The organism is Burkholderia arboris, from assembly GCF_902499125.1.
Classification (GTDB): Bacteria; Pseudomonadota; Gammaproteobacteria; order Burkholderiales; family Burkholderiaceae; genus Burkholderia; species Burkholderia arboris.
Map to the genome: position 1 here is coordinate 179,248 of NZ_CABVPX010000003.1, position 21,756 is coordinate 201,003.

Annotated in this window: 18 protein-coding genes; 2 read left to right on the forward strand and 16 right to left on the reverse strand. The window is 68.4% G+C overall.

The features are described from left to right. Nucleotides 1-27: 27 nt before the first annotated feature. The 3 genes from hydA to BLA15945_RS05250 are packed head-to-tail and all read right to left on the reverse strand — an operon-like array spanning nucleotide 28 to nucleotide 3,528. On the reverse strand, nucleotides 28-1,440 hold the full coding sequence (hydA, locus tag BLA15945_RS05240) for a dihydropyrimidinase (protein ID WP_174991685.1): 1,413 nt from the start codon (nucleotides 1,438-1,440) through the stop codon (nucleotides 28-30). Between the two features lie 10 nt (nucleotides 1,441-1,450). Then, nucleotides 1,451-2,179, reverse strand: coding sequence for a maleate cis-trans isomerase family protein (locus BLA15945_RS05245; RefSeq protein ID WP_059238419.1), 729 nt, complete (start codon nucleotides 2,177-2,179; stop codon nucleotides 1,451-1,453). 50 nt (nucleotides 2,180-2,229) lie between these two features. Continuing rightward, on the reverse strand, nucleotides 2,230-3,528 hold the full coding sequence (locus tag BLA15945_RS05250; RefSeq protein ID WP_059238417.1) for an MFS transporter: 1,299 nt from the start codon (nucleotides 3,526-3,528) through the stop codon (nucleotides 2,230-2,232). A gap of 172 nt (nucleotides 3,529-3,700) precedes the next feature. Here BLA15945_RS05250 and BLA15945_RS05255 point away from each other — a divergent pair, with 172 nt between their 5' ends. Next, complete coding sequence (locus BLA15945_RS05255; RefSeq protein WP_059238416.1) at nucleotides 3,701-4,414, forward strand: GntR family transcriptional regulator; 714 nt, start codon at nucleotides 3,701-3,703, stop codon at nucleotides 4,412-4,414. A 25-nt stretch (nucleotides 4,415-4,439) separates the two neighbouring features. Here the strand turns inward: BLA15945_RS05255 and BLA15945_RS05260 are convergent, their stop codons facing one another. After that, nucleotides 4,440-5,615 (reverse strand): M20 aminoacylase family protein, encoded by a 1,176-nt coding sequence (locus tag BLA15945_RS05260; protein ID WP_174991686.1) that lies wholly within the window; start codon nucleotides 5,613-5,615, stop codon nucleotides 4,440-4,442. Nucleotides 5,616-5,644: 29 nt separating this feature from the next. Then, on the reverse strand, nucleotides 5,645-6,877 hold the full coding sequence (locus BLA15945_RS05265; RefSeq protein WP_174991687.1) for a diaminopropionate ammonia-lyase: 1,233 nt from the start codon (nucleotides 6,875-6,877) through the stop codon (nucleotides 5,645-5,647). Between the two features lie 180 nt (nucleotides 6,878-7,057). Between BLA15945_RS05265 and BLA15945_RS05270 the strand changes: the two genes are divergently transcribed. Continuing rightward, nucleotides 7,058-7,534: an Lrp/AsnC family transcriptional regulator gene (locus BLA15945_RS05270; protein WP_059238411.1), complete on the forward strand. Its 477-nt coding sequence runs from the start codon at nucleotides 7,058-7,060 to the stop codon at nucleotides 7,532-7,534. Between the two features lie 75 nt (nucleotides 7,535-7,609). On the opposite strand, the gene BLA15945_RS05275 is transcribed toward BLA15945_RS05270, so the two are convergent. The 11 genes from BLA15945_RS05275 to BLA15945_RS05325 form a co-directional block, all read right to left on the reverse strand. Further along, entirely contained in the window at nucleotides 7,610-9,334 is a 1,725-nt protein-coding gene (locus tag BLA15945_RS05275) for a tannase/feruloyl esterase family alpha/beta hydrolase (protein ID WP_174991688.1), read from the reverse strand. A 28-nt stretch (nucleotides 9,335-9,362) separates the two neighbouring features. Continuing rightward, complete coding sequence (locus BLA15945_RS05280) at nucleotides 9,363-10,511, reverse strand: porin (RefSeq protein ID WP_174991689.1); 1,149 nt, start codon at nucleotides 10,509-10,511, stop codon at nucleotides 9,363-9,365. Nucleotides 10,512-10,578: 67 nt separating this feature from the next. Then, nucleotides 10,579-11,784 carry a 3-(3-hydroxy-phenyl)propionate transporter MhpT gene (gene mhpT, locus BLA15945_RS05285; RefSeq protein WP_174991690.1) on the reverse strand — a complete coding sequence of 402 codons (1,206 nt, stop codon included), beginning with the start codon at nucleotides 11,782-11,784 and terminating at the stop codon, nucleotides 10,579-10,581. 214 nt (nucleotides 11,785-11,998) lie between these two features. Continuing rightward, nucleotides 11,999-13,900, reverse strand: a complete 1,902-nt coding sequence (locus tag BLA15945_RS05290) for a feruloyl-CoA synthase (RefSeq protein WP_174991691.1) — start codon at nucleotides 13,898-13,900, stop codon at nucleotides 11,999-12,001. Next, nucleotides 13,897-15,345: an aldehyde dehydrogenase gene (locus BLA15945_RS05295; RefSeq protein WP_174991692.1), complete on the reverse strand. Its 1,449-nt coding sequence runs from the start codon at nucleotides 15,343-15,345 to the stop codon at nucleotides 13,897-13,899. The genes BLA15945_RS05290 and BLA15945_RS05295 overlap by 4 nt, the downstream gene beginning before the upstream one ends. Nucleotides 15,346-15,403: 58 nt before the next feature. Next, entirely contained in the window at nucleotides 15,404-16,234 is an 831-nt protein-coding gene (locus tag BLA15945_RS05300; RefSeq protein WP_174991693.1) for a p-hydroxycinnamoyl CoA hydratase/lyase, read from the reverse strand. A 213-nt stretch (nucleotides 16,235-16,447) separates the two neighbouring features. Further along, on the reverse strand, nucleotides 16,448-16,951 hold the full coding sequence (locus BLA15945_RS05305) for a MarR family winged helix-turn-helix transcriptional regulator (RefSeq protein WP_059238396.1): 504 nt from the start codon (nucleotides 16,949-16,951) through the stop codon (nucleotides 16,448-16,450). A 179-nt stretch (nucleotides 16,952-17,130) separates the two neighbouring features. Continuing rightward, the gene (locus BLA15945_RS05310) at nucleotides 17,131-18,033 is read right to left on the reverse strand and encodes an SMP-30/gluconolactonase/LRE family protein (protein WP_174991694.1); all 903 of its coding nucleotides are present in this window, start codon (nucleotides 18,031-18,033) and stop codon (nucleotides 17,131-17,133) included. A 51-nt stretch (nucleotides 18,034-18,084) separates the two neighbouring features. Further along, the gene (araH, locus tag BLA15945_RS05315) at nucleotides 18,085-19,104 is read right to left on the reverse strand and encodes an L-arabinose ABC transporter permease AraH (protein WP_059238391.1); all 1,020 of its coding nucleotides are present in this window, start codon (nucleotides 19,102-19,104) and stop codon (nucleotides 18,085-18,087) included. A gap of 32 nt (nucleotides 19,105-19,136) precedes the next feature. Next, on the reverse strand, nucleotides 19,137-20,684 hold the full coding sequence (araG, locus tag BLA15945_RS05320; RefSeq protein WP_174991695.1) for an L-arabinose ABC transporter ATP-binding protein AraG: 1,548 nt from the start codon (nucleotides 20,682-20,684) through the stop codon (nucleotides 19,137-19,139). Between the two features lie 20 nt (nucleotides 20,685-20,704). After that, complete coding sequence (locus tag BLA15945_RS05325; RefSeq protein ID WP_174991696.1) at nucleotides 20,705-21,718, reverse strand: arabinose ABC transporter substrate-binding protein; 1,014 nt, start codon at nucleotides 21,716-21,718, stop codon at nucleotides 20,705-20,707. Nucleotides 21,719-21,756 lie beyond the last annotated feature (38 nt).

Here is a 21,756-nt window from a genome sequence, read left to right on the forward strand (position 1 = left end):
GCCCGCGCCATCGCGCGGGCCTTCACCTCAATCGAGGCGCGGCTTGCCGGCCGGCACGAACTGCCCGCGCCCGGGCTCGGCCGCGAGCAGCCGGCCGTCCTCGACCAGCAATTCGCCGCGCGACAGGCAATGGCGCGGCCAGCCCGTCACCTCGATGCCTTCATACGGCGTGTAGTCGACCGCATGATGCAGCGACGCATTCGCGATCCGCACCCGCTTGTCCGGATCCCACACGACGATGTCCGCATCGGCGCCGACCGCGATCGTTCCCTTGCGCGGATACAGCCCGTACAGCTTCGCGGGCCGCAGCGACGTCAGCTCGACGAACTGGTGCAGCGACAGCCGCCCGTGACGCACGCCGTCGAACAGCAGCGGCAGCCGCGTCTCGAGCCCCGGAATCCCGTTCGGGATATGGTCGAACGAGACGGCCTGCCCGCCCGGATGCTTGCCGCACGGATCGTCGTAGTTGAACGGCGCGTGGTCGGACGAGAACACCGAGAATACGCCCTGCTTCAGCGCCTTCCACACGGCCTGCTGGTTCGCCGGATCGCGCGGCGGCGGGCTGCATACGCACTTTGCGCCTTCATAGTCATGATCGTCGTGGCCGAGATCGGCGGCCGTCAGATACAGGTATTGCGGGCACGTTTCGGCGAGAATCGGCAACCCGCGCGACTGCCCCCAGCGGATCTGCTCGATCGCCTCGGCGCCCGACACGTGCACGATCAGGATCGGCACGTCGACAAGTTCCGCGAACGCGATCGCGCGGTGCGTCGCCTCGCGTTCGACCACGGCCGGGCGCGCGTGCGCATGGAAATGCGGCGCAACGCGACCGTCGCCGAGCAGCCGCTCGGTGAGCCAGCCGATGCAGTCGGAATTCTCCGCATGCACCATCACGAGCGCACCGTGCTCGCGCGCGACCGACAGCACGTCGAGCATCTGCCGGTCGTTCAGCTTCAGGTCGTCGTAGGTCATGTACACCTTGAACGACGTATAGCCGTTCGCGATCAGCCGCGGCAGCTCCTCGGCCAGCACGTGCGGCGTCGGATCGGCAACGATCAGGTGAAAGCCGTAGTCGACCAGCGCGCGCCCTTCGGCGCGCCGGTGATAGTCGTCGACGGCGGCCTGCAGCGACTGCCCCTTCGCCTGCGCGGCGAACGGGATCACGGTCGTCGTGCCGCCGCACAGCGCCGAGCGCGTGCCGGACAGGAAATCGTCGGCCATCCGCAGCCCGTCGGGCATCGGCTGATCGAGGTGGCAATGCGCATCGACGCCGCCCGGCATCACGAGCATCCCGCTCGCATCGAGCTCGCGCGGCGCGCGCGGCAGCCCGTGGCCGAGCATGGCCACGCGCCCCGCGCGGATGCCGATGTCGCACGAGAACCGGTCCGCCGCCGTCACGACGTCGGCGTGACGGATCACGAAATCGAGATCGTTCGACATGGCGCGCGCCTCAGATCACTTCGTTGAAGAGACGGCCCCAGCCCTTCACCTGCCGCGTGTCGTAGTCGGCAAGCTGCAGCGATTTCCACACGACGGTCGAGATCGTGTCGTAGATCGGGATGCCCGTTTCCTCCTCGAGCGCCGGCACCAGGTGCGCGGCGTTCAGGTTCGTGCAGAAGATCGAGATCGCGCGCGGGCCGGCCGCCGCGACTTCGCGCACCATGTTGCCGATCTCGTCGCCCGTCACTTCGGAGAACGAGAAATTGACCTTCAGGTTCAGGTGGCGCTCGGCAATGCAGTTCAGCCCCGAACGGCGATAGTTGTCGACGATCTTCGTCTGCACGTCGTCGAGGTATGGCGTGACGAGGCCGAACTCGTGCGCGCTCGTCTTCTTCAGGATCTCGTTGAGCGCGAGCACCGACGTGGTGGCCGGAATGCCGGTCGCTGCGGTGATCCGCTCGCACAGCCGCTCGTCGGCTTCGAAGCCGAGCCAGCCCGACGACGTGCCGTTCCACGCGATCACGTCGACCTTCGCATCGGCGAGCAGCATCGCGGCCTGGATGATCTTGTCGTCGTCGAACTGGCCGAGCGCCTGGCCCGTCAGCGAGATCTCGGTAACCGGAAAGCGCGCGAAGTGCGCGGACACGCCCGGCAGGCCCGCGACCATTGCGCTCGTCAGCGGTTCGAGCGACGTGTTGGAGGACGGGGTGAGCATGCCGAGCAACGTACGTTTTTTCATGATGGTTTCTCTCTACCGGTGAATGCAGTCGATGCAGTGAAAGGGGTCGGTCAGACGGGGAGCTTGTTTTCGTAGTCGATCGCGCTGGAGCACACGAGCAGGCCGACGCCGGCCGCCGCGAACACCATCAGCGCAAGGAAATAGGAACCGGTGAACTGCACGATCGCGCCGACGGCGATCGGCACGGTGACGCCGCCGATGTTGCCGCCGAGGTTCATCAGGCCGCCGAGGAAGCCGATCTTGTTGCGCGTGCCGAGCGACGACGGGATGCACCAGTACAGCCCGCACCAGCGCAGGAAGAACAGCGTCGACGACAGCAGCGCGACGCACACGACCGGGTCCTTCACATACGCGACCGAGAAGATCGACACCGTGGCGATCACCGCGGCGATGCCGAACAGCGTGCGCATCACGACGTTCGGGCGGCCGCCCGCGGCCTTCCATTTGTCGGCGATCCAGCCGCCGAGCAGTTCGCCGACGAAGCCGCTGAAAAAGATGATGAAGGTCGAGCCGCCCATCTGCTTGATGTCGAAGCCGTGCACCTTGTGCAGGTAGTTCGGCATCCACGTGAGCAGCCCGTAGAACACGCTGTTGAAGCACATCCAGCCGAAGAACATGCACCACACCGAGCGGTACTTGAAGAAGTCGCGCGAACGGCCCGACGCGCCGGCCGGCTCGGCCGCGAGATCGCTCGCATGCGACGCCTCGATGTAGTCGGCTTCGAGGTCGTTGACGCCCCGATGCTCGCGCGGCGAGTTGCGGATGTAGTGCCACGCGAGCAGCCCGGCCAGCACGGTGCCGACGCCGGCCACCGCGAATGCGAGCCGCCACGAGCCGAGCACCGCGATGAGCCCGGCGATCAGCACCGCGCCCAGTGCCGCGCCGAGCGGCGCGCCGCCATCGAGCAGCGTGGCGCCGCGGCCGCGCTCGGTCTGCGTCATCCAGATCGCGTTGAGCTTGCCGCCGGCCGGGTAGATCGGCGCTTCGGCCGCGCCGAGGCCGAGGCGCGTGAGCAGCAGCGACGGCGCGTTCGTGCACAGCGCGGCGATCGCCTGGAAGAAGCCCCAGAACACGGTCGCCGTCGCGATCACGATGCGCGGCTTGAACCGGTCGGCCAGCATCCCGCCCGGGATCTGCATCACCGCATAGGTCCAGAAGAACGAACTGAGGATCAGGCCCTCCATCGCGGGCCCGATATTGAACTCCTGCGAGATGTAAGGCATGGCGACGGACAACGACGCGCGATCGACGTAGTTGATCGCGATGAGGCTCAGCATGACGACGAATATCTTCCAGCGAACAGCGGATTTACCGACCGTCAGGGCGGCGACACCGGAGGTTGAAGACATGGACGGACTCCAGGAGTGAACGAGGATGGTCAGGACGTCGCGCAACGTGGAGCCGAGTATAGAATTAGAAATTTATAATTACTGTTATCGTAAACACTTGGTTTTATTGATATTCTTATATAACAATGTTGGTGCAGGGTAAGCCCCGATATCGTGATAAGCTCGCACCATCATGAGCCAGACACCCCGCAATCCCCTGCTTCTGCGCACGCGCGGCATGGCCGCCGAGATCGCCGCGCGCCTGCGCGTGATGATCGACGAGGGCGAATTGCCGCCCGGCGCGCGGATCGACGAAAAGGAACTCAGCCTCGCGTTCGACGTGTCGAAAACGCCGCTGCGCGAAGCGTTGAAGGTGCTCGTCGCGGAAGGCGCCGTCACGCATCGCCAGTACATCGGCTATCGCGTCGCGTCGATCGACCTCGACGACCTGGTCGCGACGTTCGAGCTGCTGCACGGGCTGGAGGCGATGGCGGGCGAGTTGCTGCGCAAGCGCATCGGTGCACCGACGCTCGCCGCGCTGCAGGCGAAGCACCGGAAGATGGTCGAGTGTCACGAAGCGGGCAAGCGGGTCGAGTATTTCCGGCTGAACCAGCAGATTCATCAGATGATCGTCGACGCGGCCGGCAACCCCGTGCTGTCGGGCATCTATGCGTCGCTGATGTCGAAGGTGCACCGTGCGCGCGGTGCGGCGAACACCGACACGCTGCGCTGGGCCGAGTCGCTGCACGAACACGACGACATCATGGCCGCGCTCGCCGACCCCGACCACGCGGTGCTGCCGCAGCTGCTGCGCAGCCATTCGGAGAACACCGCACGCGAGGTGCTGGCCATCCTCGACCGCACCGGCACGGCCGATGCGCCGGAGCAGCGGTCGGCCGGCGCGTGAAGCGTCAAGGCTGTCTGACGACCCGCTACGCGGCCCGCAACGCGCGCCGCGCCACTTCCGCGAAATACCGCGCGCCGGCCGGCAAAATCGCATCGTTGAAATCGTACGTCGCGTTGTGCAGCGGCACGCCGCCTTGGCCAGCCGCTTCGCCGTTGCCGATGAACACGAAATTGCCGGGCACCGCCTGCAGGAACGCGCCGAAATCCTCCGAGATCATCATCGGCTGCACGTCGGCGTTCACCGCGTCGGCGCCCGCAATCTGCGCGGCGGCCTGCACCGCCGTGTCGACCCATTCCGCTGAATTCACCGTCGGCGCGAACTCGTGCGTGTACTCGAACGTGCAGGTCGCGCCGTGCGTGCGGCAGATCCCTTCGCTGATTTCGCGCATCCGCGTTTCCAGCAACCCCTGCACGTCGCGCGAATAGCTGCGCGTATCGCCCTTGATCGTCACGGTCGACGGCAGCACGTTGCGCAGCCCGTCGGTGATGAACTCCGTGCACGAGATCACGGCCTGCTGGCCCGGGTCGAGATTGCGCGACACGATCGTCTGCAGCGCGAGCACGATCTGCGAGCCGATCACGATCGGATCGATGCCCATGTGCGGCCGCGCCGCATGCGTGCCGCGCCCGTCGATCCGGATCACGAAATTGTCTTCGCTCGCCATGATGCCGCCCGCGCGCGTCGAGAACGTGCCCGCACGCATGCCGGGCATGTTGTGCGCGCCGAAAATCGCGTCGACCGGAAAGCGCTCGAACAATCCGTCGGCCATCATCGCCTTCGCGCCGCGGCCATGCTCTTCCGCCGGCTGGAAAATGAAGCGCACGGTGCCGTCGAAATCCTTGCGCTCGGCCAGCAACTGCGCGGCACCGAGCACCATCGACATGTGGCCGTCGTGCCCGCACGCATGCATCTTGCCCGGCGTGCGCGACGCGTGTTCGCGGCCCGGCGCGTGCTCGGCGATGTTCAGCGCGTCCATGTCCGCGCGGATGCCGATCGCGCGCGTGCCGGTGCCGGCCGTCAGGTTCGCGACCAGCCCCGTGCCGCCGATCCCGCGATGCACGTCGAGCCCGAGCGTCGTCAGGATGCGCGCGACGTAATCCGACGTGTTCACTTCTTCGAAACCCGTTTCCGGATACTGGTGCAGATGGCGGCGCCAGCGCTTCAGTTGCCCCTGCAACGTGCTTTCTTCGATTGCGTCCATTGCGTTCGCCTCGTCGGTCGTCATGTCGTTCAGGCCGCCACCGCCGCGCGGTTCAGCCAGTCGCGCTGCCGCGCGAGCACCGCGTCGGCCGTCTCGCCGACGCAGTTCCGGTACACGGACGGCGCCGTCGCGCCTTCCGTATTGATCGCCAGCACGCGTGCGTTCGCATCGAGCCCGACCTGCCGCGCGAGCGCCGGATCACGCATCAGCACGTCCAGGCCCGCCACGCCGGCCGCACCCGATTCGCCGGCGACGACCGGCACGTCGCGTTCGCTGCCGGCCGCGAGGCAGCGCATCGTCTGCACCGCGTCTTCGTCGTCGATCAGCATGAAGTGGTCGATGCACATCTCGAGGAAATCCCATGCGAGCGGCGACGCCTCGCCGCACGCGAGCCCGGCCATCACCGAATCGACGCTGCCGGTCGCCTTGGTCGCGCGGCCGGCCAGCGCGCTCTGGTACAGGCAATCGGCCTGGCGCGGCTCGACGACGACGAAGCGCGGCCGCTGCACGCCGTCGCGCTCCCACAGGTAACTCGCGACGCCCGCGGCGAGGCCGCCCACACCGCCCTGCAGGAACACGTGCGTGAACGGCCGCCCGTCTTCCTCCGCCGCCTGCGCGGCCGCTTCGGCGGCGATCACGCCGTAACCCTGCATCACGTCGCGCGGAATCGCTTCGTAGCCGTCGTACGACGTATCCGACACCACATACCAGCCATTCGCCTGCGCGAGTTGCGCCGCGCAGACCACCGATTCGTCGTAATTCCCCGCGATGCGCACGATCCGGGCGCCGTATGCCGAGATCGCGCGTTCGCGCTCGGCGTCGACGTTCGCGTGCAGCACGATCACGCACCCGCAGCCGATCGCGCGCGCGGCGGCGGCCAGCGCGCGGCCGTGGTTGCCGTCCGTCGCGCTGATCACCGTCAGGTCGGCCAGCTCCGACGCGTAGGCGCCGGTGACGAGCCCTTGCGGATCGAGATCTTGCGTACGGCGCAGCCGCTTCACGAGCCGCACCAGCGCGATCGGCGCGCCAAGCGCCTTGAAGCTGCCGAGCGGCGAGCGGCACGACTCGTCCTTCACGCTGATGCTCGCGACGCCGAGCCGCGCGGCGAGATCGGGCAGCGCACGCAGCGGCGTGCGCGCGTTGCCGACGAGCGGCCAGTGCGACAGCCATGCGCCGCTTTCGTCGGCCGATGCGATGTTCATCACGCGGCGCAGCGCGTGGGGGTAAGCGGTGCGCGACGCGCGCGGGTTGGCGATCAGCATGGCGGAAGGCTCCTGAGCAGGACCGCGCGGGCGGTCAGCCGGTTAGGTCGGATCGGGCAAGCGCCAGTTGCGCTCGCCGTCGGTTGGAAAAATAATATTGCGCAGGCCGATCAATAAAATCGCCAAATCGACGGCTTCAACGCAAAAATTTCTCATTCTTTCGAGGTTTCACGCGCCATCATGACGACCCCACTCGATGCGTTCGACCGCAAGCTGCTGATGGAACTCCAGCGCGACGCGCAAACGCCGCAGGCCGAGCTCGGCGCGCGCGTCAACCTGTCGACCGCGGCCGTGAACCGGCGCCTGAAACGTCTCGCGGAAGACGGCGTGATCGAGCGCTACACGGCCGTGATCGCGCCGGACAAGGTCGATCATCCGCTGACGATCATCGTGAACGTCGAGGTCGAGAGCGAGCAGATCGGCCAGCTCGATGCAATGAAACGCGCGTTCGAGCGCTGCCCGCAGATCCAGCAGTGCTACTACGTGACGGGGGAATGGGATTTCGTGCTGATCCTCGCGGTGCGCAACATGGATCAGTACAACGCGCTCACGCGCGAGCTGTTCTTCGCGAACAACAACGTGAAGCGGTTCAAGACGCTGGTGAGCATGAGCCGCGTGAAGGTCGGGCTCGACGTGCCGGTCGATCTCGGCGAGTAAGTGAGCGCCTGCTTGCAGGAACGATTCGGCCGGCGCGTCACTGCTCGCGCCGGCCGCTTCCCATCGACGGCTACTTCACCGACAACTGAAGCTCGCCGCCGCATTCGCGTCGCCCGAGCCGTTATAGCGCGCGACCTGCGGATACGGGCACAGCGGCCGCGTGCGGCCCGTGCCCCACGACGTGGGCACATCGGCATTCGGCACCGCGTTCGTCGTGTCGCGCGCGGCGGCGACGATCGCGGCCGGCGCCTGCCCCTGCTCGACCCACGCGACGAGCGGCGTCAGCATGTCGAACTGGTCGGTCGCCGGCCCGCCCGAGCAATGGTTCATCCCCGGCACCGGATAGAAGCGCGCAAAATCCGACGCGTCGCCGCCGTTCGCCTGCGCGACGTTCGCGTACCAGTCGCGCGTATCGTTGAACGAGAACACCGGGTCGCCCGTGCCGTGATACGCGATCAGCTTCGCGCCGCGCGACTTCAGCGCGGACAGGTTCGTCTCGTCGGGCGGCGTCATGAACGACCACGCGGATTGCGTGTACACGCCGTTCGTCGCGAAGATGGCCGGCGCGTCGTTGTCCATGTCGAAGCCGAGCGCGAAACCGGGCAGGTTCGCGAGCGTCGCGGCGGTTTTCGGCGGCGTCATGAACGTGAACGCCATCGCGGCCGGATCGAGCGTGACCGAATTCGACTGCTTCCATGCAGCCCAGCCGCTGCCGGCCACGCCAGGATCGTACGGAAAACTCGCGTACAGCGCCGTGCCCGCGCTGTTGCGCGCACCCGCGAACACGTTCTCCAGCGCGGTTTTCTGCGCGGGCGTCAGGCAGGCGCCCGTGCGCGCGCCGTTCGCGCAGGTCGGGATATCGGTATCGACGCTGAAATGCGCCTGGCATGCGGCGACGTCCTGCACCATCCCGTCGGCCGCACCGTCGAGCGCATCGCATTTGTCGAGGATCTTCGCACCGACGAACTGCCGCTCCGCATCGGTGAAGCCGCTGCGGATATCCGGCAACCCGTTCGTGCCCGTCGCCGACGCGATCTTCGCGAACTGCTGCGCGCCGTACATCTCGCCGATCGCCGCCTTCGGCAGATGGAAACCCGGATCGCCGACGATGATGCCGTCGTAGTCGGCCGGGTTGCGCACCGCCGTGACCATCGCGTGACGGCCGCCGTTCGAGCAGCCGCCGAAATAGCTGCGGTCGGGCGCTTTGCCGTATGCAAGACGGATCACCTGCTTCGCCATCGGCGTGAGCGCGTCGACCGCGCCATAACCGTAGTCGATGCGAGCCTGCGGATCGAGGCCGAACAGCGGATTCTGCGCGGCACTGTGCCCGGAATCCGAACTGATCACGGCGAAACCCAGGTTCAGCGCATCGCTCAGCGGCCCGCCGCCGCCGATCTCGCCGGTCGCGGTCACGACGTTGCCGTCGAGCCCGCCGTTCGCCTGGTAGAAGAAGCGGCCGTTCCATGCTTTCGGCAGACGCATCTCGAAGCCGATCGCATAGGTATTGCCGTCCACCGTGCTCACGCGCTCGTTCATCTTCCCTTCGATCACGCAGTGCTCGGCGATCGGCTTGCCGGCTACCGTGAGCGCGCCGGCGGCTGCGGTCGTCACCGACGTGAACGACGTGTTCGCATAGGCGAGCTTCGCGGCGAGCGCGTCGCAGGTCTGCGCCATCTCGGCCGGCGTCGCGGCGCTCAGATGCGTGGGCGCGGCGTTGACCGAATCGTCGCCGCCGCACCCGGCGAGCATGGCCGCCGCGGACAGCGGCGCGATACAGAGGAATGCAGATTTCCTGTGCAAGATATCTCCCGTTCGTCAGGCTGCCGGATCAGAACATGTGCCGCACGCCGACCATCGCGCCGAGCTGCCCCATCCCTTCGCCGGGCGTCGTGCCGGCCCCACCGCCGCTGACCGCGTAGCGCGCATGCGCGCTGTTCCACAGATACGACGATTGCGCATAGACGGCCGTGCGCTTCGTCAGCAGATAAGTCGCGCGCAATGTCGCCATCGTCGCGCGCGTGTCGTGCGCGCTGTTGACGATCCGGTAGCCTTCTCCATCGACGACGAAATCGGGCTTCACCGCATACGACGCGCCGACGAAGAACAGGTCCGAATGCGCACCAGCCGCGGCCGGCGAGCCGGTCGACACGCGCCGCCCGATCCAGCCCGCGCCGATCCGCGCGCCCGCCGCCTGCGCGTAGGCGCTCACGTGCGTGCGCGCGTCCTTGCCGCCGCTGCTCGTGAAGGCGACCGGCGCGATGCCGTCGAAGAAGTTCGCGGCCGCGCCGGCGCCGCCGCGTTGCTCCTCGTACGACGCCGCCGCCCCGAAATACGCGCTGTCGTACTTGAGCATCACCGACCAGTCGCGACACTGCGTGGCGTCGCCCGGCACCTGCCCCGCGCACGTTCCTTGCCCCGGCGAGTTGCCGGTGCCCGCGCCGTCCCGGCCGAACGAATAGGCCGCGCCGAGCGTCACGCCGCGATAGGTGCCGACGTAGGTCACCGCGTTGTCGGCGCGGCCGTTCGGCACATAGGCATCGAGCGAACCGAGCCCGTAGATGTCGGGGCCGATGATGTCCGCGCCCTGCAACGCGAGATAGGTCATCGTGTACTGGCGGCCGAACGCGAGCGTGCCGAAGTCACCCTTCAGCCCGACGAACGCCTGCCGCCCGAACAGCCGGCCGCCCTGCCCGAGATCGCCGCCGCGCACGTTGAAGCCGCTTTCGAGCGTGAACACCGCCTGATAGCCGCCGCCGAGATCCTCCGCGCCGCGCAGCCCCCAGCGCGACGGCAGTTCGCCCGTCACGCCCGGCATGCGCACCACGTGGTCGCCGGCCGCGTTTGCGTGCAACACGAATTCGACGCCCGTATCGATGATCCCGTACAGCGTCACGCTCGATTGCGCGTGCGCCGCCGGCGCGGCCAGCGCGCAGCACGCGCCGGCGGCCAGCAGGCCGTTCCTTGTCTTCGTCTTCATTTCGTTGTGTCTCCAGACCGTGAGTAATCGCGCGCTCTGACGGCACGCATTGAAGAAACGGGAAAGGTCAGTCGCCGGCTTGCGGGCGGCGAATCAGCAGCAGCGCGGCAACGGCCGCGACGAGCGTGACGGGGATGCTCGCGCCGATCACGACCGGCGCGCTGCGGCCGGCGGCCAGCAGCGTCGCGGCCGCAAGCGGCCCGACGACGGAACCGAGGCGGCCGACGGCCACCGCCGTGCCGACGCCCGTGCCGCGCATCGCGGTCGGGTAGTACATCGCCGCAAGCGCATACAGCACCGACTGCCCGCCGACCACGAACATCCCGGCCGCGAACGCGGCCGCCGCGAGCGACGCGAAGCCGGGCGCCGCTGCGAGCGCGGCAAGCGACAGCACGATGCCGACATACATGCCGCCGACCACGCGAGACGCGCGCATCCGGTCGAGCGCCGCGCCGATGCCGAGCGCGCCGAGCCCCGCGCCGACGTTGAACGCGATCTGCACGAGGCCGACGTGCTCGCGATCGAGTCCGCGCGCGGCCATCAGCGACGGCAGCCAGTTCAGCAGGAAGTAGAGGACGATCAGCGTGCAGAAGTAGCTGACCCACAGCGCGACCGTCGACGTCGTGCGGCCGTCGCCGAACAGCGTGCGGGCGACGCTCGCGCGCGCGGCCTGCGTGCCGGCGACGTCGAGGTACGCACGCGACTCCGGCAGGAACCCCACCAGCAGCGGCACGAGCAGCAGCGGCCCCGCGCCGCCGACGTAGAAGATGTGCCGCCATTCGGTGTCGCCGGCGAGCAGCACGCCGATCAGCGATGCGATCACGCCGCCGAACGGGATGCCGCAGTACATCGCCGCCACCGCGCTGCTGCGCGAGCGCGGCTCGACTGCTTCGGACGACAGTGCGATCAGGTTCGGCATCGCGCCGCCGAGCCCGATGCCGGTCAGCACGCGCACGACGACGAGCATCGCGAACGTCGACACCTGCGCGGTGGCGATCGACAGCAGCCCGAACAGCACGGCCGAGGCGATCAGCACGCGCTTGCGGCCGATCCGGTCGGCGAGCCGGCCGCCGAGCATCGCGCCCGGCAGCAGCCCGAAGGTGCCCGCGCTGAACGCGATGCCCATCTGCGATACGGTGAGCCCGAATTCGCGCGCCATGCGCGGTGCGGCGACGCCGACCGACTGCAGGTCGAGCCCTTCGAGGAGGGCGATCGCGAAACACAGCGCGAGCGTGGTCGCGACCGTGGGTTTTTCGGCAACGTAAGTGTTCATGCTGTCTCCAAATCCGATGTCTTGTCTTGTAGTCGGTCGGCCGTGCAACAACCGCCGCGCGCCGCCGCCGGCCAGTGGCGGACCGGTGCGCGAGGTGTCGTCGAAACGGCCGCCTTTATCAGGCAACCTGAGTCACTGGCCGCAAGAATGCCTGTCGGTCACGTGGCCAGCCGGTCGTTACGCCTGCTTGTAGCGGCTCGTACCTGCCAACCGCTTACGCGTAAATCACGTCGGGATCGTGCCGCGCCGGGTCGTACAGCGCGTCGATCGTCGCCGCGCGATGCTTCTGCACGGCCGCCTGGTTCAGCGAACCCTTGTCGGTCGCTTCGCCAAGATCGAGCGACGGCAGCGTGTCCATCAACCGGATGCGCGCGACGAATGTCGAGCCGCCGCTCGCATGCCGGTTCAGCGCGGCAAGCCACGCCGCGAACGCCGCGCGCACGGCCGGCGCGCGCAGCACGTCGGCGACCGGTGCATCGGCTGCAAGCCCCGCCAGCGCACGACACGCGTCGACACGCGGAAACACCAGCAAGCCGATGTCGTCGCGATTGATCCCGGTGACGACCACGTCCTGCACGTACGGCGCGCCACTCGATACCGCGTTCGCACGCAACGGCCCGACGCTCACGAACGTGCCGCTGCTCAGCTTGAAGTCCTCGGTCAGCCGGCCGTCGAACAGCAGCCCGAGTTCCGGCCGCTCGGGATCGGCAAACACGCCCGCGTCGCCGCTGCGGTAATAGCCTTCGTCGTCGAACACATCGCGCGGATCGACGTCCGCGTGCCAGTAGCCGCGCATCACGTTCGGCCCCTTGAAACGCAGTTCGAGCTTGCCGCCGCACGGCACGAGCTTCGCGTCGCAACCGGGCGCGGGCAGCCCGATGTAGCCGGCGCGCATCAGCGGCCCTGTCGTGAACAGGCACGACGGCGACGCCTCCGTCATCCCGAGGCCGGCCATGATCCGGATGCGCTCGCCGCAATGCGCGTCGGTCACGCGGTCGAGCCTGTCCCACGCGGCCTGCGACAGCCCCGCGCCGCCAAAGAAATACAGCTTCACGCGCGAGAAAAACGTGTCGCGCAGCACGGCGTCGCTTTCGAGCGCGGCGGTCAGCTCCTCCCAGCCCTTCGGCACGTTGAAGTAGATGGTCGGCGCAATCTCGCGCAGGTTGCGCACGGTTTCGTCGAAGCGGCCGGGAACCGGGCGGCCGTCGTCGATGTACAGCGTGCCGCCGTTGTACAGCGCGATGCCGAGGTTGTGACTGCCGCCGAACGTGTGATTCCACGGCAGCCAGTCGACCAGCACCGGCGGCTCGCGCGTCAGCTCCGGCATCGTCTGGCGCAGCATCTGCTGGTTGCTGCACAGCATCCGGTGCGTGGTCGGAACGGCCTTCGGCTGCTTCGTCGAACCGGACGTGAACAGGATCTTCGCGAGATGATCCGGGCCGACCGCCGCGTGGATTTCATCGATCGTGCGCGGGACGGTGGCGAGCAGGCACGACAGCGGCACCGCGCGCGCTCCGGCATCGCCATCGGCATCGTGCGCGACGATCAGCGCCGCATCGGCCGGCAGCGTCGCGTCGAGCGCACGCGTGAACGGCGCGCGTTCGGCGACGAACACCGCGCCCGGCCGCAGCACGCCGAGCGTGTGACGCAGCTTGCCGTAGTCGGTCGACACCAGCGAATACGCGGGCGAGATCGGCGAGTACGGCACGCCGGCCAGCATCGCCGCGAACATCAGCTGCAGATGCTCGAGATCGTTGCCGGACAGCACCGCGAGCGGACGCTCGGCCGACAGGCCGAGATCGACGAGGCCCTGGCCGAGCGCGCGGGCGCGTTCGAGCATCTGCGCGTAGGTGATCTCGATCCAGCGACCGTCGGCGCCGCGCCGCGCGGCCAGCACGCGGTCGGGATGCGCCTGTGCGCCGCGCACGAGGCAGTCGGTCAGGCGCGTCGGGTAGTCACCGAGCGGTTCGCGCGAGCGCAGGTACCACGCGCCGTTATCCGCGCGACGAATCTCGGCCGCACCGACGGCAACGGCCGCCGCGCGATAGCGCACGCCGCCCGTGTCGTTCACCGGCCCGCTCGCGGGCGTTGCAACATTCATCGTCGGCTCGCTCATATCGGGTAGTGACGCGGCGTGGTCTGCACGGTGATCCAGCGCAGCTCGGTGAATTCGGCAATCGACGCGCGGCTGCCGAAGCGGCCGTAGCCGCTCGCCTTCGTGCCGCCGAACGGCATCTGCGCTTCGTCGTGCACGGTCGGGCCGTTGATGTGGCAGATCCCCGAGTCGATCCGGCGCGCGACCGCCATCGCACGTGCGACATCGCGGCTGAACACGCTCGCCGACAGCCCGAACTCGCTGTCGTTCGCGAGCGCGACCGCTTCGTCGTCGCTGTCCGCGCGCAGGATCGCGACAACCGGCGCGAACGATTCCTCGCGATATAGGCGCATGTCGCGCGTCACGCCGTCGACGATCGCCGGCTGCATCGTCGCACCTTCGACGCGGCAGCCGAGCGGCAACTGCGCGCCGTGCGCGCGAGCGTCCTCGACGAGCGACGCCGCGCGCGCGGCGGCGGCCGCGTCGACCATCGTGCCGAGCGGATGGCCTGCGAGCGGATCGCCCGCGACGAGCGTGCGCGCCTTCGCGGCGAGGCGTTCGACGAGCGCATCGGCGATCGCCCGCGCGGCGATCACGCGTTCGGTCGACATGCAGATTTGCCCCTGGTTGAAGAACGCGCCGAACGCGATCGCGTCGACGGCCGCATCGAGATCGGCGTCGTCGAGCACGAGCACCGGCGCCTTGCCGCCGAGTTCGAGCAGCACGGGTTTCAGGTGCGCCGCCGCGTGGCGCGCAATGATGCGCCCGACGTGCGTCGACCCGGTGAAGTTGATCCGCTTCACGTGCGGATGCGCGATCATCCGCTCGACGAGTTCGGGGGCATCGGCCGCCGCATGAGTAATCACGTTGACGACACCCGCACCGAGCCCCGCCTCGTCCAGCACCGCGCCGATCAGCGCGTGCACGCCGGGGCACGCTTCGGATGCCTTCAGCACGACCGTGTTGCCGCATGCGAGCGGCATCGCGAGCGCACGCGTGCCGAGAATCACCGGTGCGTTCCACGGCGCGATGCCGAGCACGACGCCGCACGGTACGCGCATCGCGAGCGCGAGATTGCCGGGCACGTCGGACGGGATCACGTCGCCGGCGATCTGCGTCGTCATCGACGCGGCCTCGCGCAGCATGGTCGCCGCGAGCGTCACGTTGAAGCCGAGCCAGCCCGGCGTCGCGCCCGTTTCGGCGACGCCCGTCGCGACGATCTCGTCGATGCGCGCGTCCATCAGGTCGGCCGCCTTCAGCAGCCGGCGGCGGCGCTCGGTCGGCGCGAGCGCCGCCCACGCGGGGAACGCGCGGTGCGCGGCGTCGATCGCCGCGTCGGCGTCGGCCACGCCGGCCGCCGGCGCGCGCGACGCGAGCGCGCCGGTCGCGGGGTTGAATCGGTCGAAGGTCCCGCCGTCGCGGGCGGTGCACCACTCGCCGGCGATCAGCATCCGTCTGTCGGTCATGTCGTCTCCTGCCTTGCCTGTCTCTTGCGGTTGCGTGGGCGGTTCGTCCGCGCTCGTATCAGCGCTTGTACGCCTGCAGGCCCGGCTTGATCGTCTTGTCGTCGAGGAACTGCTTCAGCCCTTGCTCGCGGCCGCGCTCCGGATCGCGCAGCTGCGCCTGGTCGAGCTTCGCATACAGGTAATCCTCGCACTGCTCCCACGTGAGTTCACGCGAACGCTTGAAGCCGTGCTTCGCCGCGCGCAGCACGACCGGGTTCTTGTCCATCAGCCGCGCGGCGAGCGCGATCGTCTCATCGCGCAGGCCGGCCAGCGGCACGCTGCTGTTCACGAGGCCCATTTCCGCCGCGTCCGCGCCGGTGAACGTGTCGCCGGTCATGATGTAGTGCAGCGCGCGACGATGCCCGACCGTGTCCGCCATCGCCTTGCTGACGAGGTTGCCGGGCGGGATGCCCCAGTTGATCTCCGACAGCCCGAACACCGCTTCGTCCGCGGCGATCGCGAGGTCGCACGCGACGAGCGGCGAGAACCCGCCGCCGAAGCACCACCCGTTCACCATCGCGATCGTCGGCTTGTTGTACATCCGCAGGCGGCGCCATTGCCATTCCGATGCGTCGCGGCGCACCTTTTCCTGCAGCGCGTCGGAGCCGCCGTCGATCTCGCGGAAATATTCCTTCAGGTCCATGCCGGCCGTCCACGCGGCGCCCGCGCCGGTCAGCACCAGTACCTTCGCCTCATCGTCGAACTCGACCGCGTCGAGGACTTCCAGCATCTCCCGGTTCAACGTCGGGCTCATTGCATTGCGCTTGTCCGGACGGTTCAGCGTCACCCATGCGATGCCGGCCTCCACGTTCACGTCCACGGTCTGCCAGCGGTTGTCGTACTTGCTCATGTCTGTTCCTGTCGTTCGTTCCTGTGCGATTCGGTGCGCAGCATTCCTGCTGCGGACGGCTTCATTTAATATCAGGCTACCTGATATTGCAAGCGGCACGAGTGGCGGTGTAAACCCGGAGCGGAAAGCGGCGGAAATGGGGAAAGAAGTCGCGACCGGCACTGGCCGCGGAAGCGGGCCGGACGGCCCGCGCCGGGAAACTTCAGGAAGCGATCAGCCGCGCAGGTTGCGCGCGAACAGTTCGAGGGCGCGCTGCACGTGCGCGGCATCGTCGGCGGAGAGGTCGCCGAGCATCCGCGTCTCGAGCGGACGCAGCACGGTTTCGCATTCGCGCAGCATCGCCGCGCCTGCGTCGGTCAGCGTGAGCAGGATGATGCGGCCGTGCGACGGGTCGGCTTCGCGCGTGACGAAGCCGCGCGCGGCCATCACGCTCATCACTTCGTTCGCCGATTGCGGCGTGATGAGCGAGCGCTCGGCCAGTTGCGCGTTCGACGACGTGCCGCGCGCCTCGAGCACCGACAGCGCCGTGTATTGCGCGAGCGTGATGCCGAGCGGCGCGAGCGCGTCGGTCATGTGGCGACGCAGCAGCCGGTCGAGGCCGCCGATCACGTAGGTCATGCGCTGCGGCACGCGCGCCTTCGGCTTGTCGCCCGTCACGCGGGTAGTGTTCGTCGCGGCGTGCTTCGGGTTCGCGGGCTTGGTCGGGGTGGAGCTCATGGCGCGGGCAGGATGGGATTGCGGGCCATCTTACCAGCAGGTCGAGGGACGAACGGGGTGTTCCGGCAGCCGGACGGCGCCGGTGCCGCTCACGCATCCGCAGTGGACTGCGGACCTGAGCGCACAGTGCGCAGCGTCAGCGGCATCCCATGAACGGGATCCCTTGCGTGAATCCGCGATCAGCCGCGCGGCGTGCCGGCGAACCGCGCGGTCGGCAACCCTGCGTAGCGCGTCCGGGCGACGAACACGCCGCCGGCACCGGCATCGCTCGCAAGCGCATCGTCGCTCAACCCGACCCGCGCACTCGTCACGTACAACCGGCCTTCGCCGTCGAGCGCCACGCAGCTCGGCTGTGCGGTCGGCACGGCCACACGATCCGTCTCGACGCCGTCCGGCCCGTAGCGCACCACGCGCCGGCCGCCCCACTGCGCGTTCCACAGCCCGCCGTCGCAGTCCATCGTGGCGCCGTCCGGGTCGCCGTCCGCATCGGTCAACCGCGCGAACGGCCGCACGTTGGCCACGTCGCCGCCCGCGCGGTAATCGCACACGAAAATCTCGCGCACGAGCGAATCGCAGAAAGTCATCTTCGCCCCGTCCGGCGAGAACGCGATGCTGTTCGCGATCGCCGCCGGCGGCAACGCGAGCCGTTCGAGCGTCAGGTCGGCGTTGAGCCGGTAGAACCCGCCGACCGCGCGCGGCGGCTCGGCGCCTTCGTCCTTCATCCCGAACACGAACGCGCCGGACGGATCGCAGCGCCCGTCGTTCAGGCGCGTCGGCAGATCAGGCTCGACGTCGACGATCCGCGTGAACGCGCCGCTGCGCAGGTCGAAGAACGCGAGATGGGTCGCGAGCCCGACGAGCAGCACATCGGGATCGTCGGTCAGCGCGAAGCACGCGAGCCGCTCGGGCATCGCCCACGGTGTCAGGCCGGAACCGTCCGCGCGGCAGCGCCACAGTTGCGCGCCTTCGATGTCCACCCAGTACAGCGCGTGTGCCCTGTCGCACCACGTCGCGCCCTCGCCGAGCGTGTTGCGGCTGTCGGCCAGCAGCGTCGCCGACGCGGCCGGATGAGTCTGTTGCATGCCGTCTCCCGATATCTGATCTGTCACGTTCGCGGGCGGCCGCGCTGCCGGTCAGATCTTCATCGCGCGCCGCTGGTTGCGACGATACTGGTCGAACAGCACCGCGAGCAACAGAATTCCGCCGCGTATCAGATATTGGTAAAAGGTCGGCACGTTCAGCAGGCTCATCGCGTCCTGCACCGCCCCCATGATCAGCACGCCGACCAGCACGCCGGAGATCGTCGCGACGCCGCCCGTCAGCGACACGCCGCCGAGCACGCATGCGGAGATCACGCCGAGTTCGAGGCCGACCGACGTCTTCGGATCGCCAAGGCTCATCCGCGACGCGAGCATCACGCCCGCGAAGCCCGTCACGAGCCCCTGCAGCACGAACACGGCGATCTTGATGCGCATCACCGGCAGCCCCGCGAGCAGCGCGGCCTCGCCGTTGCCGCCGACGGCCAGCACGTTCTTGCCGAACACCGTCTTGCGCAACAGGAAGCCGAACACGACGAAGCCGACGATGTTGCTCCAGATCGGATAGGAGATGCCGAGGAACGAACCCGACCCGAGTTCGAAGAAGCGCTCCTCGGAGATCATCACCGCATCGCCGTTCGACGTGATGAACGCGAGCCCGCGCACGACTTCCATCATCGCGAGCGTGACGATCAGCGAATTGATCCGGTAGCGCGCGATCAGCACGCCGTTCACGAGCCCGACCGCGCCGCCCGCGAGCACGCCGGCCGCGGTGCCGAACAGCACGCTGTGCGTCGCCGTGATCAGCGTCGACGCGACGACACCCGAGAACGCGACGATCGACGCGACCGACAGGTCGACCTCGCCGAGCGCGAGCACGAACATCATCGTCACCGCGATCGAGCCGATCAGCGTGACCGACAGCAGCAGTCCCTGGATGTTGCGCGGCGTGAGGAAGTCCGGCACCGTCAGCGACAGCGTCGCGAACAGCACGACAAACACCATCACGATGCCGGAGCGGTTGATCAGTTGCCACACGCCGCTGCGCGCGCGTGCGGGCACGGCGGCGGCATCGGGGGACGGGGTAGTACGTTGGGGTTGCATGGCCTGGCTCATGTCGTATGCTTTCCGGTTGTTGCAGCACGCCGCTAGCGCGGCAGCGCGAGCTTGATCAGCGCATCGGGCGTCGCGTGCGCCTTCGCGACCTCGCCCGCGATCCGTCCTTCCTTCATCACGACGATGCGATCCGACACGCCGATCACCTCGGCCAGATCGCTCGACACGAGAATCACCGTGCGGCCCGCTTCCGCGAGTTCGTAGAACAGGTTGTAGATTTCCGCGCGCGCGCCGACGTCGATGCCGCGCGTCGGCTCGTCCATCAGGAACACGTCGATGCGCTCGGCCAGCCAGCGCGCGAGCACGACCTTCTGCTGGTTGCCACCGGACAGCGCGCCGATCGGCGTATCGCCGTCGCGGGTCTTGATCGCGAGCCGCTCGATGTAGCGTTGCGCGAGTTCGCGTTCGCGTCGCCCGTCGAGCAGCATGCGCGCCGGGCTGAAATGGCGGCGCGCGCTGATGTTCAGGTTGTCGGCCACCGACGCAATCGCGACGATGCCTTCCTGCTTGCGGTCTTCCGGGCACAGCGCGATGCCGGCGCGCACCGCGTCGCGCGGGCTTCCGAATGCGACGCGCTTTCCGCTCAGCTCGACGTGCCCCGCACTCGGGCGCACCGCGCCGTACAGCAGCTTCATCAGCTCGGAGCGGCCCGCGCCGACGAGCCCGAAGAAGCCGACGATCTCGCCACGCCGCGCGGTGAACGACACGGGCTCGGCCAGCCCGGGCCCGGCCAGCCCCTTCGCCTCGATCAGCACGTCGCCGGCCGTGCGCGGCCGGTAGCCGTATACGTCTGCGATCGAGCGGCCGACCATGCAGCCGATCAGCCGGTCGCGATCGAGACCGGTCGCGGAATCGAACGTGTCGATGCGCCGGCCGTCGCGGAACACGGTCACGCGGTCGCACAGTTCATAGACCTCTTCCATCCGGTGCGTGACGTAGATGATCGCGCGGCCTTCCGCGCGCAGCGCACGGATGATCCGGAACAGCTGCGTCGTTTCGCGCGCCGACAGCGAACTCGTCGGTTCGTCGAACGCGATCACGCGCGCGTCGCGCATCAACGCCTTGCCGATCTCGATCATCTGGCGCTGACCGATCGACAGGTACTTCACCGGAATGCCCGGATCGATGTGCTCGCCGAGCCGCTCCAGCGCATCGAGTGCGCGCGCGGCGAGCGTGCGCTCGTCGACCACGCCGAGCCGGCTCGGCAGTTGCCCGAGCATCAGGTTCTCCGCGACCGTCAGCTCGGGCACCAGATGCAGCTCCTGGTAGATGATCGCGATGCCGGCCTCGAGCGCCGCGCGTGTCGACGCGAAGCGCTGCACGGCGCCGTTCAGCGTCAACGTGCCGGCCTGCGGCTGGTTCACGCCGGACAGCACCTTCAGCAGCGTCGATTTGCCCGCGCCGTTTTCGCCCATCAGTCCGTGCACTTCACCCGCGCGCACCGACAGCGACACGCCATCGAGCGCACGCACGCCCGGGAACGTCACCGTGATGCCGTCGAGCGCGAGCAGCGGGCCGCCCGGCGGCGTAGCCGTCTCGGCGTCGCTGCCGGACACGGCCGTCATCATCTGCATCGTCATCGCCTTCTCGCCTCGCACGCTCAGATGCCGAGCTCGGTACGCACGGCCTGCCAGTTCGCGCGCGTCATCAGCTTGCCGCTCGTCTGCGTGTCGGCCGGCGGCGTCTTGCCGTTGCGGATCCAGTCGACGAGGTTCTGCGTGCTGTCCTTGCCGTGGTTCGTCGAGCTGACCGCGATCGTCCCGTAGAAGCCGGTCGGCTCCTTCTTCTGGAATTCGGCGAACGCCTCGCCCGCGCCGTTGATACCGACGCCGATCACGTCGGCCGACGGGATGTGCAGTTGCTCGGTCGCACGCACCGCACCGAGTACGGTCTCCTCGTTCAGCGCGTAGACGACCCATTTCTTCACGTTCGGATGGCGCGCGAGCACGGGCGCGGCCGCGCTGAAACCGCCTTCGTCGTCGGTCGTCTTCTGCGGCGCGTCGAAGATGTTCTCCTTGCGGAAGCCGTTCGCGAGCAGCGCCTGCGTCGCGCCGTCGGTGCGCAGCTTGGCGGTCGGCAGCTCGTAGTTCGTGACCCGCAGCGCGCCGACTTCCTCGGGCTTCCAGCCGCGCCGCTTCATCTCGTCGGCGATCGCCTGGCCGACCTGGTTGCCGATCTTGGTCGCCGACATCCCGAGGTGCGGCACGTTCGTCAGCGGCTTGCCGGTCGAATCGACGAGCTGGTCGTCGACCGTCACGAACTTCATGTTGTAGCGCTTCGCGCGCGCGGCGATCGCCGGGCCGAGGCGCACGTCGGGCGCGCAGATCACGAAGCCCTGCGCGCCCTGCGAACCGAGGTTGTCGATCGCGGCCAGCACCTTCTCGCCGTCCGGCGTGCCGATCTTCACGACCGAGAAATTCTCCTTCTGGCCAAGCGCGGACGCCGCGTTCTGCTCGTTGATGAACCATGCCTGCTCGGGCATCTTCACGAGGAAGCCGATCTTCAGCGGCGCGTCGGCGCGCGCGGTGCCCTGCATGCCGAGCGGCGCGATGCAGAGCGCGGCCAGCAGCGCGCGCAACGTATGGCGGCGAATCGTGTGAGTCGTGCGGTTCATGCGGTGTCTCCTTTATGTCGGCTTGTGCCGTGACGTGG

Bases quoted from the DNA above. Each gene is read 5' to 3' on its own strand.
- hydA (WP_174991685.1), bottom strand. From the start codon at position 1,440: ATGTCGAACGATCTCGATTTCGTGATCCGTCACGCCGACGTCGTGACG.
- BLA15945_RS05245 (WP_059238419.1), bottom strand. From the start codon at position 2,179: ATGAAAAAACGTACGTTGCTCGGCATGCTCACCCCGTCCTCCAACACG.
- BLA15945_RS05250 (WP_059238417.1), bottom strand. From the start codon at position 3,528: ATGTCTTCAACCTCCGGTGTCGCCGCCCTGACGGTCGGTAAATCCGCT.
- BLA15945_RS05255 (WP_059238416.1), top strand. From the start codon at position 3,701: ATGAGCCAGACACCCCGCAATCCCCTGCTTCTGCGCACGCGCGGCATG.
- BLA15945_RS05260 (WP_174991686.1), bottom strand. From the start codon at position 5,615: ATGGACGCAATCGAAGAAAGCACGTTGCAGGGGCAACTGAAGCGCTGG.
- BLA15945_RS05265 (WP_174991687.1), bottom strand. From the start codon at position 6,877: ATGCTGATCGCCAACCCGCGCGCGTCGCGCACCGCTTACCCCCACGCG.
- BLA15945_RS05270 (WP_059238411.1), top strand. From the start codon at position 7,058: ATGACGACCCCACTCGATGCGTTCGACCGCAAGCTGCTGATGGAACTC.
- BLA15945_RS05280 (WP_174991689.1), bottom strand. From the start codon at position 10,511: ATGAAGACGAAGACAAGGAACGGCCTGCTGGCCGCCGGCGCGTGCTGC.
- mhpT (WP_174991690.1), bottom strand. From the start codon at position 11,784: ATGAACACTTACGTTGCCGAAAAACCCACGGTCGCGACCACGCTCGCG.
- BLA15945_RS05290 (WP_174991691.1), bottom strand. From the start codon at position 13,900: ATGAGCGAGCCGACGATGAATGTTGCAACGCCCGCGAGCGGGCCGGTG.
- BLA15945_RS05295 (WP_174991692.1), bottom strand. From the start codon at position 15,345: ATGACCGACAGACGGATGCTGATCGCCGGCGAGTGGTGCACCGCCCGC.
- BLA15945_RS05300 (WP_174991693.1), bottom strand. From the start codon at position 16,234: ATGAGCAAGTACGACAACCGCTGGCAGACCGTGGACGTGAACGTGGAG.
- BLA15945_RS05305 (WP_059238396.1), bottom strand. From the start codon at position 16,951: ATGAGCTCCACCCCGACCAAGCCCGCGAACCCGAAGCACGCCGCGACG.
- BLA15945_RS05310 (WP_174991694.1), bottom strand. From the start codon at position 18,033: ATGCAACAGACTCATCCGGCCGCGTCGGCGACGCTGCTGGCCGACAGC.
- araH (WP_059238391.1), bottom strand. From the start codon at position 19,104: ATGAGCCAGGCCATGCAACCCCAACGTACTACCCCGTCCCCCGATGCC.
- araG (WP_174991695.1), bottom strand. From the start codon at position 20,684: ATGACGATGCAGATGATGACGGCCGTGTCCGGCAGCGACGCCGAGACG.
- BLA15945_RS05325 (WP_174991696.1), bottom strand. From the start codon at position 21,718: ATGAACCGCACGACTCACACGATTCGCCGCCATACGTTGCGCGCGCTG.